At 71.2% G+C, this 11,917-nt stretch carries 10 protein-coding genes and 1 tRNA gene; 5 read left to right on the top strand and 6 right to left on the bottom strand.

Translation table 11 applies throughout. From position 1 onward, the window contains the following. Positions 1-7 precede the first annotated feature (7 nt). The 4 genes from AC2DGY_RS15000 (at position 8) to AC2DGY_RS14985 (ending at position 4,918) form a co-directional block, all read left to right on the top strand. The gene (locus tag AC2DGY_RS15000) at positions 8-1,141 is read left to right on the top strand and encodes a carboxylate-amine ligase (RefSeq protein WP_484510552.1); all 1,134 of its coding nucleotides are present in this window, start codon (positions 8-10) and stop codon (positions 1,139-1,141) included. Between the two features lie 49 nt (positions 1,142-1,190). Further along, positions 1,191-2,471: an acyl-CoA dehydrogenase family protein gene (locus tag AC2DGY_RS14995; RefSeq protein ID WP_484510551.1), complete on the top strand. Its 1,281-nt coding sequence runs from the start codon at positions 1,191-1,193 to the stop codon at positions 2,469-2,471. Positions 2,472-2,565: 94 nt separating this feature from the next. Further along, positions 2,566-3,717 carry an AI-2E family transporter gene (locus AC2DGY_RS14990; RefSeq protein ID WP_484510550.1) on the top strand — a complete coding sequence of 384 codons (1,152 nt, stop codon included), beginning with the start codon at positions 2,566-2,568 and terminating at the stop codon, positions 3,715-3,717. Positions 3,718-3,874: 157 nt separating this feature from the next. After that, positions 3,875-4,918 (top strand): ATP-dependent DNA ligase, encoded by a 1,044-nt coding sequence (locus tag AC2DGY_RS14985; RefSeq protein WP_484510549.1) that lies wholly within the window; start codon positions 3,875-3,877, stop codon positions 4,916-4,918. Positions 4,919-5,003: 85 nt separating this feature from the next. On the opposite strand, the gene ligD is transcribed toward AC2DGY_RS14985, so the two are convergent. The 6 genes from ligD to AC2DGY_RS14955 form a co-directional block, all read right to left on the bottom strand. Then, complete coding sequence (gene ligD / locus AC2DGY_RS14980; protein ID WP_484510548.1) at positions 5,004-6,032, bottom strand: non-homologous end-joining DNA ligase; 1,029 nt, start codon at positions 6,030-6,032, stop codon at positions 5,004-5,006. 39 nt (positions 6,033-6,071) lie between these two features. Continuing rightward, the gene (locus AC2DGY_RS14975) at positions 6,072-7,178 is read right to left on the bottom strand and encodes an SseB family protein (protein ID WP_484510547.1); all 1,107 of its coding nucleotides are present in this window, start codon (positions 7,176-7,178) and stop codon (positions 6,072-6,074) included. 33 nt (positions 7,179-7,211) lie between these two features. Continuing rightward, the gene (locus AC2DGY_RS14970; protein ID WP_484510546.1) at positions 7,212-9,746 is read right to left on the bottom strand and encodes an ATP-dependent helicase; all 2,535 of its coding nucleotides are present in this window, start codon (positions 9,744-9,746) and stop codon (positions 7,212-7,214) included. Positions 9,747-9,805: 59 nt separating this feature from the next. Then, positions 9,806-10,360, bottom strand: a complete 555-nt coding sequence (locus AC2DGY_RS14965) for a general stress protein (protein ID WP_484510545.1) — start codon at positions 10,358-10,360, stop codon at positions 9,806-9,808. Positions 10,361-10,437: 77 nt separating this feature from the next. Next, positions 10,438-11,370: a hypothetical protein gene (locus AC2DGY_RS14960; protein ID WP_484510544.1), complete on the bottom strand. Its 933-nt coding sequence runs from the start codon at positions 11,368-11,370 to the stop codon at positions 10,438-10,440. 39 nt (positions 11,371-11,409) lie between these two features. Continuing rightward, positions 11,410-11,634 carry a hypothetical protein gene (locus AC2DGY_RS14955; RefSeq protein ID WP_484510543.1) on the bottom strand — a complete coding sequence of 75 codons (225 nt, stop codon included), beginning with the start codon at positions 11,632-11,634 and terminating at the stop codon, positions 11,410-11,412. A gap of 52 nt (positions 11,635-11,686) precedes the next feature. Here AC2DGY_RS14955 and AC2DGY_RS14950 point away from each other — a divergent pair. Beyond that, positions 11,687-11,759, top strand: a tRNA-Met gene (locus tag AC2DGY_RS14950). The last annotated feature ends 158 nt before the right edge of the window (positions 11,760-11,917 follow it).

Here is an 11,917-nt window from a genome sequence, read left to right as displayed (position 1 = left end):
TTCGCGGATGGCTCTCCGCACGTTCGGCGTGGAGGAAGAACTCCTGCTCGTGGATGCTGCCACCGGCGTGCCGGTGCCCAAGGCGCCCAGCGTGATCGCTGCAGCCGCCTACGAGGATCTCGCTTCGGCCGTCGTCCCCGAGATGCATCAGGAGATGATCGAAGTGGTCGGCAGGCCGCACCGGTTGCTCGACGAGTTGCGCGGCGAGGCCCGCGACGCGCGTGCGGCCGTTGATCGCCTGGCGCGCGGGGTGGGAGCCCGCGCGGTTCCTCTCGCCGCCTCTCCGTTGCCGACGGTGCCGCACCCCTCCCCCGGAAGCCGGTACCGACGCATCGCCGCACGCTACGGCATCACGCCGCTGCAGTGCATGACGTGCGGCCTGCACACGCACGTCTCGGTCGCCTCCCCCGCCGAGGGGGTGGCGGTCCTCGACCGCATCCGCGTGTGGCTGCCGGCGTTGCGCGCACTCGCGGCGAATTCGCCCTTCAGCGGCGGTGCCGACACCGGATACGACAGCTACCGGTTCCAGCTGTGGAGCCTCTGGCCCTCCAGTGGACCGACCGACGTGTTCGGTGACCTCTCCTCCTACCGCCGGGCCACGGCCGAGCTGCTGGCCACCGGTGCGGTCCTCGATGAAGGGATGCTGTACGCCGACGCGCGGCTCTCGGTCCGCTTCCCCACGGTCGAGGTGCGGGTGTGCGACGTGCCGCTCACCACCGAGGCCACCGCGGTCCTGGCCGGCCTCGTCCGCGGACTGGTCGCGTCGGCCGCCGACGCCGCCGACCGGGGAGAACCCCCCGCGCGGATCTCCGCCAACGCCCTGCGGCTGGCCGCGTGGGACGCTGCGCTCCGCGGACTGGGCGGCACCCTCCTGGACCCGCGCACCGGGCGACCCGCCCCGGCGGGCGAGGTCGTCCGGGCGATGGTGCGGTTCGCCGAGCCGGGACTGCACGCTCACGGCGACGCGGCGGTCGTCCACGACGGTGTCGAGCGTCTGCTGACCGCCGGGAACGGGGCGTCGTGGCAGCGCCGCACCGCCCCGGGCGGCCGCGACCTCCGCGGGCTCGTCCTGGCCGCGGCCGACCTGGATTGGTCGGCGGCCGGCGGTACGTCGGTGCCTGCGCTCTCCGGCTCCGCCTGAGCACCCGTCGCCGGTGGCACTCAGTTTCGCGATGCGTGATACTGAGTACATGACTTCCCACTCCGCATCCGCTGCTCTGCCCGGCGAACGCGTCGCCCGCTACGACGTCACCGCACGCCGCGGAACGGACTATTACGCCGTGTTCGATGACATCCCGGAGGCGGACCGCGCCGCGTGGGAACGCGCGAAGACCTTCGTCGACGAGGTCGGTCCGCGCATGCAGGCCGAGTGGGATGCCGCCTCCTATCCGCTGGACCTCGTACGCCGGATGGGCGAACTCGAGCTGTACACCGACGGCATCGACCACCCCGATCTCCCCACCTCCTCTCCCCTGGCCGCCGGCCTGGTCAACATGGAGATCTCCCGCGGGGACGGTTCCCTCGGCACGGTCGTCGCGGTGCAGGGCGGCCTCGCCCTGCGGACGCTGGCGCTCTTCGGCAGCCCCGAGCAGCAGGCGCGCTGGCTCGGGCCGATCGCGCGCGGCGAGGTGCTCGGATCCTTCGCGCTCACCGAGCCCGACCACGGGTCGGACTCGGTGTCGCTGGAGACCGTCGCGCGCCGGGTCCCTTCGACAGGCTCAGGGACCGGGGAGACGGGCTCAGGGACCGGGGAATGGGTGCTCCGCGGCACCAAGAAGTGGATCGGGAACGGCGCCTCCGGCGGCGTCACCTTCGTATGGGCGCGCGTCGACGATGAGGAAGCGCCCGACCACGGCGCCGTGCGGTGCTTCCTCGTCGAGCAGGACACCCCCGGTTACACCGGCACGGTCATCACCGGTAAGGCGTCGCTGCGCGGCATCCATCAGGCCCATATCGCCCTCGACGACGTCCGTGTGCCCCCGGATGCGGTGCTTCCCGGCACGCGCAGCTTCAAGGACGCCTCCACCGTGCTCTTCTCCACGCGCTCGGGCGTCGCCTGGTCGGCGCTGGGTCACGCCACCGCCTGCTACGAGGCGGCGCTGAGCTACGCGACCGAACGCGTGCAGTTCGGCAAACCGCTGGCGAAGTTCCAGATGGTGCAGGAGCGGCTCGCCCAGATGCTCGACGAGCTGACCGCGATGCAGCTGTACTGCCGGCGCCTGGCCGATCTGGAAGCATCCGGTGGGCTCCGTCCCACGCAGGCGTCGCTGGCGAAGTACCACAACACGCGCGCGGCCCGGCGGGTCGCTGCGTCGGCCCGCGACCTCCTGGGCGGCAACGGCATCCTGCTGGAGAACGGCGTCATGCAGCACATGGCCGACATCGAGGCGATCCACACGTACGAGGGCACCGAGAGCGTGCAGGCACTGCTGCTCGGCCGCGACATCACCGGCGTGAGCGCCTTCGCGTAACCGGCGTCGGCGCACGTCGACCGGGCCGCATACCCCGACGGGGGTGCCTCGGCAAGCTCCCCCGCCGTCGGCGCATCGGCGTTAGCCTCGCCCCATGGGATGGTTCCGTAACGACCCGCAACGGGTGCAACTCGAGTCGCAGGACGTCCAGCTGAAGGCCACCACGGCTCCGTGGAGTCTGTGGTCCGACGCCTTCGGCAAGCTCGGCATCCGCGCCATCCAGATCATTGTCGTGGTGATCGTGGCCGCAGCGATCATCTTCGCGATCCAGTCGCTGACTCTGGTGACGATCCCGCTCGTGATCGCACTGATCATCGCGTGCGCCTTCAACCCGGTGATGAGCTGGATGCGGCGTCGCGGCGTCCCCTCGCTCCTCGCGACCATCCTGACGCTGCTGGCGATCGTGATCATCCTGTCGGCGCTCGGCTGGCTGATCGTCTGGGCGGTGCGGGATCAGTGGAACGAGCTCTACGCCCAGGCCGAGGACGGTTTCCGCAAGCTCGTGGCGTGGGTGCAGACCCTCCCCTTCGACTTCGTGCAGCCCGACCAGCTCGACGAACTGGTCAACACCGTCACCGACTTCGTCACGAGCGCGCAGTTCGGATCGGGCGCACTGGCCGGCGTCGGCGCCGTGGCGAACTTCGTCACCGGGTTCGTCCTCCTCGTCACGATCCTGTTCTTCTTCCTGAAGGACGGACCGCAGATGTGGGAGTTCCTGCTGCGTCCCTTCCGCGGCGAGAACTACGTTCGCGCCCGCCGCATCGGCGACAAGACGGTCACGGTGCTCGGGGCGTACGTGCGCGGCACGGCGACGGTGGCCGCAGTGGATGCCATCGGCATCCTGATCGGCCTGCTGATCCTGCGGGTGCCCCTCGCGATCCCGCTGGCGGTGCTGGTGTTCCTGCTCGCCTTCATCCCGATCGTCGGCGCGACCGTGGCCGGCATCCTCGCCGCCCTGGTCGCGCTCGTGGCCAACGGGCCGTTCGTCGCCCTCATCGTCGTGGGAATCGTGGTGCTCGTCAACCAACTGGAGGGCAACTTCCTGCAGCCGGTGCTCATGGGCCGATCGATGAAGCTGCACGCCTTCGTCATCCTGGTCGCCTTGGTCGTCGGCACCGTCGTCGGCGGCATCGTGGGAGCCGTGCTCGCCGTCCCGATCGCGGCCGCAGCATGGGGCGTCGTTCAGGTGTGGGACGGTCCGAATCTTCCCGCCCGCTGGGCGCGCCCGAAGACCCTCGAGGCCTGAGCGCGCGCAGCCACCCGCCCACCCACGCGCTGTCCCCGGCCATGTCTCAGTTTCCGCAGAAAACAGACCCCAAAACTGCAGAAAGTGAGACATGAAGTGCCGGAGGCGAGACATGAAGGGTGGAGAGTCCGCCCGAGCCGAAGGGCAGGATGAGAGCATGCCGCACGAGATCCCCGCGCCCATGCTCGCGAAGTCCGTTCCGGAGATTCCCGCACCCGACCGCGTTGCCGGCGGGCTGAGCTACGAGCCCAAGTGGGACGGCTTCCGCGCCCTGGTGTCGTGGGACGGCACCGATGTGGAGATCGGCAGTCGCGGCGCGAAGCCGCTGACCCGCTACTTCCCCGAGCTCGTCGAGGCATTCGCGCGCCTCCTCCCCGAACCGTGTCTCCTTGACGGCGAGGTCGTCGTTGCCACGGGGGACCCTGGCGCCCAGCGTCTGGACTGGGAGGCGCTGTCCCAGCGCATCCACCCCGCCGCATCCCGCGTCAACCTCCTGGCCGAGCAGACCCCGGCGATGTTCATCGCGTTCGACCTACTCGCACGCGGCGACCGCGACCTGCAGGCCGAGCCGTTCGGCGAGCGCCGTGCGCAACTGGCCGACCTGCTGTCGGGCGTCCCGCATCCGGTGCACGTCACCCGCACCTCCCACGACCCCGAGGTGGCCCGACGGTGGCTGACGGAGTTCGAAGGCGCGGGCCTCGACGGCGTGGTGGCGAAGCCCCTCGCGCAGCCGTACGCGCCGAACAAGCGCACGATGTTCAAGATCAAGCACGCGCGCACCGCGGATGTCGTGGCGCTGGGCTACCGCATCCACAAGTCGGGGAGCGGTGTGGGGTCGCTCCTGGTCGGCCTGTACGACGACGAAGGCCGGCTGCTCAACGTCGGCGGGGTCGCCGCGTGGAGCGACAAGCGCCGCCTCGAGCTCGTCGAGGAGCTCGCGCCGCTGGTGGAGCGCGACGCCGAAGGGAGCGCCGTCACGGGCGAGACCGACCGCTCCCGCTTCTCAGGGTCGAAGGACGTGTCCTTCGTGCGGCTGCGCCCCGAGCGCGTGCTGGAGGTGCGCTACGACCAGCTCGAGGGCCGGCGTTTCCGCCACACCGTGCAGTTCGAGCGGTGGCGCCCCGACCGGGACGCCTCCTCGTGCACGTTCGACCAGCTCGAGTCGGTGACCGCCTACGACCTCGCCGCCGTCCTCGACTGACCCCCCCTCCCCTCCCCCGTCGACTCGCCACAAAACGTCGGGTTTTCGCGCGAGACACGACAGGTCGTGGCGAGTCGACCGGGGGTCAGGACCAATTGTCGGGGTTGCGGCGGCTGGGCTGCACGCGCGGGGGCTCACCCGGCATCTTGGGGAAGTCCGGGGGGAAGGGCAGTTCGCCGAGCCCGTTCTCCAGGTCCCGCTCCCACCAGCCGAGGAGCGTGTCGATGCGCCCCGGCCGATCGAGGAGCCCGGCCCACGGGTCGCCCACGTCGGCGAGGCGCTGCGGGATGCTGCGCACCGTGAAGGCCAGCGGATCCACCTCGTCGAGCTCGTCCCACGACACCGGGGTCGACACGGTCGCCGCCGCCAGCTGCCGCGGCGAGTACGCACCGGCCATCGTGCGATCGCGGTTGGCCTGGTTGAAGTCGACGAAGATCCGCTCGCCTCGCTCTTCCTTCCACCACGCCGTCGTCACCTGCTCGGGCATCCGCCGCTCCAGTTCGCGGGCGGCGGCGATCACGGCGTGGCGCACGTCGAGGAACTCGTGCGTCGGCTCGATGGGGCAGAACACGTGGAGGCCCCGGTTGCCGCTCGTCTTGATCCACGGCTCGAGGCCGCCCTCACGCAGCACCTCGCGGAGTGCGTGCGCCGCGACGACCGCCTCGGCGAAGCCCGTCCCCGGCTGCGGGTCGAGGTCGATGCGCAGCTCCACGGGGTTGTCGGGGTTCGAGGCGAGGGATGCCCACGGGTGGAAGACGACCGTGTTCATCTGCGCCGCCCACACCGCCGAAGCGATCTCGGTGAGCACGAGCTGCGGATGCTTCCGCCCGCTGTTGTACGTCACCGTCACGGCCTCGACGTAGTCGGGCGCACCCTTGGGCGGGTTCTTGGAGAAGAAGCTCTCGCCGTCCACGCCGTCGGGGAACCGCTCGAGCGACACGGGCCGGTTGCCGTTGGCGGCGAGGAAGGGGTCGGCGACGGCGACGAAGTACTCCGCGAGCTCTCGCTTGGTGATGCCCGCCTCGGGCCACAGCACGCGGTCGGGGTTGGAGATGCCGACCTCCCGATCGCCGTGCGGGCCGGGGACGGTCAGGGTGATGCGAGGGGAGGCCATGCACCGACGCTATCGGCGGTCGACTCTCGCGTCATCCCTCTAGGGTGCGAGGGCGAGCAGCGGGGCGAGGTCGTCGCGGGTGAGGCGGATCCACGGGCCCGCCGGATCCACGAGGAGGCCGGTGAGCGCCTCGTCACGGCTCAGGGCGGTCGCCAGCTGCGCTGCGGTGATGGGGGCCGTGGCATCCCCCCGCGCCAGCGCCACCGATTCCAGCGGATGGGAGAACACCTCGAGGAACCGCTCCCCCTCGGCGGTGCGGGTCTCGGCCACGCCGACGGGGCCGCCGTCGGTGGGGCGCTTGACGGCGATCCACAGCGGAGCCTCGGCCAGCGCCAGGGCGATCTCCGTCGCGGTGACCGCGGTACGGGGCTCGGCGAGCAGCGTCTTGATCCGCAGCGTCTTGTCCGCCTGCTCCACCGCCCGCTGGAGGATCTCGCGGGGCAGCACCGCTCGGGCGGGAGCGGAGTTGTTGTCGAGGATGAGGCCTTCGTAGTCGCCGGCGAGGACGTGCCCCACCACGGCCAGCACCGGCTGACCCATGGCGGACGTCTTCGTGTCGCCGTCGGTGCGCACGCTCGCCTGGATCGCGGCACCGCCGCTGTAGGCGAGCACGTACCGCTTGTCGCCGAGCGTCGCAATCGACAGCGGCAGCGGCTTCCCGGCCGACAGCAGGGCGCGGGCATCACCCTGCACGCGCAGGAAGAGATGGCCCTGCAGCAGCTGCCGGGCCACATTCATCAGTTCCGCCCCGCCCGGCCGGGCGGGAAGGGCGGCCAGAGCCTGCACCAGCAGCACGTTGTCGCGCAGCCCCGGCAGCGTCGAGGTGGGTGCGGGCGCCTCGGCCGGCACCGCGCGTCGCGGGGGCAGCGGCATCGCCGCATCCGGCGAGGAGGGGGATGCGGCTCCGCCGGGCCGAGCGGTGTCTGCCGGTGAGGCGGCGGGCGGCTGTGCCGCGCCCACGCCCCGGAAGTCCGACAGCGAGATGGAGACCTGGGGTGACGGGTCCACGGACTCGCCGGCGGATCCCTCCGCCGCCGGAGAGTCCTCGCTCTCGCGCGGGGGTTCGATCGGCTGCTCGCCCGGCTCGACGCCCTGCGCGGGCGTATCGGCGGGCGGTGTGGTCTTGCGTCGGGAGAACAGAGCCATCCCGGCCAGCCTAACCACCTCCGCGCGACGGCATCAGAGCTTGGCGATGGGAGCGATCTTCACGAGGAGCTTCTTGGCTCCCACCGAATCGAAGCGGACGTGGGCGACGCGCTTGGCGCCCTCCCCCGTGATGGCGTCGACGAGCCCCTCGCCGAAGTCGTCGTGGCGGATGCGGTCACCCGCCGCGAGCTCGAGGTCGCCGTTGTCGCGGACCTTGGCCGGAATCCGGTTGGGGAACTTGTCGATCGCCGACGACTTGGGGACGAGGTCGTCGCCGTACCGTCCCCCGGAGCCGGGCCGGCGGGGGCGCGCATTGAGAGCCCGCGACTGGGACCCGCCGCGCGAATTGACATCGCCGGGCGACTGCCGCCAGTCGATGAGGTCGGGGGGGATCTCCTGCAGGAAACGGCTCGGCATCGCCACCGTCACCTCCCCGAACTGCGCGCGGGTCATCGCGAGCGAGAGGTGAAGGCGCTTGCGCGCGCGCGTGATGCCCACGTAGAACAGGCGGCGCTCCTCCTGCGGCCCGCCGGGCTCCCCCGCCGATATCCGGTGCGGGATGAGGTCTTCCTCGACGCCGGTGACGAACACCGCGTCGTACTCGAGGCCCTTCGCCGTGTGCAGCGTCATCAGCGAGACCGACCCCGTGGCATCGACGAGGTCGTCGGCGTCGGAGACGAGCGCGACCTCGGTGAGGAAGTCGATCACCGTTCCCTCGGGGTTGTTGCGGGCGAACTCGCGCGCGACGGCCACCAGCTCGTCGAGGTTCTCCAGACGGGCCTCGTCCTGCGGATCGCGGCTGGCCCGGAGCGCATCGAAGTACCCGCTCTTGTTCAGCAGGAGCGTCAGCCCCTCGGCCACCGCGGTGGGCGGCGGAAGCTCTCCCGAGGCGGGCAACATGATCTCGGTCGCCTCGGCGAGCACCGCGTCGAGGTGGGAGATGGCCTGCTGCAGCTTCGGCCCGACCCCCAGCGCCGAGGCGTTGGCGAGGGCGTCGCGGAAGGTGATCTGCTGGTCAGCGGCGTAGCGCGCGATCGCCGTCTCCGTCACGTCGCCGATGCCGCGCCGAGGCCGGTTGAGGATGCGACGCACCGACTGCTCGTCGGCGGGGTTGGCCACGGCGATGAGATAGGCCATCGCGTCCTTGATCTCGGCGCGTTCGTAGAACTTCGTGCCGCCCATGATCTTGTACGGGATCGCCGAGCGGATGAAGATCTCCTCCAGCGCGCGGGACTGGGAGTTGGTGCGGTAGAAGACGGCCATCTGGTTGTAGCCGATACCGCCCTTGCGCAGCGCCTCGATCTCGTCGGCGACGAACTGCGCCTCGTCGTGCTGCGAGTAGCCGGTGAAGCCGACGATGGGCTCACCCGCTCCGACATCCGTCCACAGGCGCTTGTCCTTGCGGTCGAAGTTGTTGCTGATGACCGCGTTCGCCGCCGACAGGATGTTCTGGGTGGAGCGGTAGTTCTGTTCCAGCATCACGACCTTGGCGCCGGGGTAATCCCGCTCGAACTCGGTGATGTTGCGGATGTCGGCCCCGCGGAACGCATAGATCGACTGATCGGAGTCGCCGACGACGGTGAGCGAGGCGGGTGCTGTGCCGGGATCGTCCGCCGACCCGGTCCCCGAGCCTGTCAACGGGGCGTCGAAGATCATCATCCCGCCCGACTCCAACCCGCTCCCTGCCGTACCGGTCCCTGCGCCTGTCGAAGGGGGCCGCGTGAGCTCGTGGATGAGGGCGTACTGGGCGTGGTTGGTGTCCTGGTACTCGTCGACGAGGATGTGGCGGAACCGCCGGCGGTACACGTCGGCCACGTGCGGGAACGCCCGGAAGAGGTACACCGTCTGGGCGATGAGGTCGTCGAAGTCGAAGGCGTTCGCGCGCTGCAGAGCGCGCTGGTACGCGCCGAAGATCTCGACGAAGACCCGTTCGACCGGGTCGCTCATGTTGGCCTGACGCGCGTACGACTCCGCATCGGCGAGTTCGTTCTTCAGCTTGGAGATGCGGCTCTGCGTGCCGGCCGGGGTGAGGCCGAACGCATCCCCCTCGTGCTCCTTGACCAGGCGCTTGATGAGGGCGCGCGAGTCGCCCGAGTCGTAGATCGTGAAGGCTTTGGTGAACCCGAACTGCTGGGCCTCGCGCCGGAGGATGCGTACGCAGGCGGAGTGGAACGTGGAGATCCACATGCTCTCGGCGCGGTCGCCGATGAGCTGCCGGACGCGCTCGCGCATCTCGCCGGCGGCCTTGTTCGTGAAGGTGATGGCGAGGATCTGGCTCGGCCACGCCTCCCCGCTGCGCAGCAGCGAGGCGATGCGGTGCGTGAGCACGCGGGTCTTGCCCGAGCCGGCACCGGCGACGATGAGCAGCGCCGGCCCGCGATAGGTGACGGCCTCGCGCTGCGGCGGATTCAGGCCCTCGAGGAGATCGTCGTCGGGCCGGGTGGCGCCCCCATGGATCTGCGGACCGCGATCGCCGCCGACGATGATCCCCACGCTCCCGCCGCCGATCGCCGACGCGCTGCGTGGAGCCTCCGAGCGCGTGGGCCCAGGCGTGGATGCGTCGGTCATATCCCCTCCAGTCTAGGCGGGGGCTCCGACATCGAGCCGCGGTCGGCGCTCGGTGCCCGTCAGGATCCGGCGGGCGTACCGGCGGTCGGCGGTGCCGGCGGGGACGAGGAAGGCGCGGCCGACGGCGGCGCAGCAGGCGGCGTCGCGGACGGTGCCGCGGTGGTCTGCAGGACGGACTGTGCGCGGAGAAGCTCGTTCGCGTCGACCATGACGTCCCAGCGCTCGGCTTCCAGCTTCTGCACCGAGTTGAAGTCGCGGCGCCCGCGCGTGATCCAGTGGCCGACGAACCCGAAGACAGCCCCCCACACGGCGCCGAGGACGAGCCCCCAGAGCAGGAGCCACAGCCACACCTCGGCGGGGGCGAGCAGACCGAACAGCAGGCCGATGAGGAGCCCGAACCACGCGCCGCTGGCCGCGCCGTACCCGGCGGCGCGGGCGTTCGTCATGCGGCCCGTCACCTGCTCCACGATCCGCACGTTGTGCCCCACGATCGCGACGCGCTCGACGGGGAATCCTGCGTCCGAAAGCCGGTCGACCGCGGACTGGGCACCAAGATAGTCGGAGAAGCTGGACAGCAGGCGCCGCTCGGGCACCGCACTCGTGGCATCGCTCATGGCATCCCCTTCCGGGATCGAGGCAGCTCGCACTCGGGGTCAGTGTATGCCCGCTCCCGACCCTCCGCGCCAGGGACTTATGGCACCCGACGGGCCGGCGCGAACCGCAGCGCCAGACCGGCCGCCACGAGAGCGGCACCCGCGGCGACGACCACCCACGCCCCTCCCTCCGCGCCCAGGAGCGCATCCACCTCCAGCCGGAAGCCCGGCAGCTGAGCGCTCCACGCTTCGGTGACCACACCGATCCCGGCCAGGGCGACCCCCGCCCCCGGGAGAGCCAGTCCGGCACCGACGCCCGCGATGACGGTACCCCACGCGCCCCGGCGGCCGAATTGCGCCACCAGCGCCCACGCGGCGGCGATGAACACCCAGAGCGCGAGCGCCACGGCGGGGATCACGTACGCCGAACGCACGGCCGGATCCGTCCAGAAAGACACCCAGAACGCGGCCGGACCCGCAACCGACACCGCCGCCAGTGCGAGCGCGCAGCGGAGCACGATCACACCGCCGACCGCGGCGATGACCGGCCACGGCGAGCGACGGCCGACGAGGGCTCGGACGACGAGGATGAACACGAGCCAGCCGCTGAGCACGACGACCAGATCGACCCACCCGAGCAGCGCGGTCTGCACCGCCCGCGTCGCCACCAGCAGAGCGCCGGGGACGAGGACCATGAGCCAGCGGTCCAGTGGCAGCATCCCCAGGGTGGATTCGTCGGCACGCCACGGCCGGGTCGAGGCCAGCCAGGCCGCCCGTGCCCCTGCGGCGCCGGGGCGGCGCACCATGCGCGTGCGGGCGGAGAGCATCCCGATGATCAGCCACGCGACCGACAGGACGAGCAGTGCCCGTGCGATCCACGTCAGCGCCGGGTCGCTCTGCTCGGCGGCGCGGGCCGCACCCTCACCGGCATCGACCGCGCCCCCGCCGATGATCGCGACGGCCGCTCCGACCACCAGGAGCGCACCGGCGGTGAGGAGGGCCAGTGCCCAATTCCGCACCGTTGTCGCCATCCCCTTACGGTAGCGCGCCGCGCCCGTCATCCTCACCGCTCAGTGGGACCAGCGCAGCGCCGAGATACCCACCAGCAGCCGCACCGCGGCCAGCGCGATCGCGGAGACCCGCCCCCACAGCTCAGCGGGGTCACGCAGATGGCCGGCGAAGACCGCGCGCTCCGCCTGCACGACCCAGACGCGCGCGCGAGAATCCACCTGCACGGCGAGAATCCCGCGGAGTGCCGCTTCCTCGCCGGAGCACTGGATTCTCGGCCTCGACATGCGGCGTCACACGCTCGACCGCACCCGCCGGGGTGGCTACCGTGGAGGACATCGCGGCGGTCCGGGCGGTCCCGGGCATCGGTTCATACCCGAGTGCGTTGCGGGTTCGACTCCCGCCGCCGCGTCGACCGTCTCCACGCGAACGTCGCTCCCGCCGACGCGCAACGTGGCCGTACCCGCTGAGGCAGCGACGATCCGTCGACCCGCACGTCGACGACGTTCGGGCGCGCGAAGCCGGCGCTCTCGAACATCGGGGTGCCCTCAGCCGACCCCGCGAAGGGGC

It is taken from the genome of Microbacterium sp. Z6_144 (assembly GCF_057197625.1).
The sequence above is the reverse complement of the archived record's forward strand: the minus strand, read 5'-3'. Positions and strand labels throughout refer to the sequence as shown.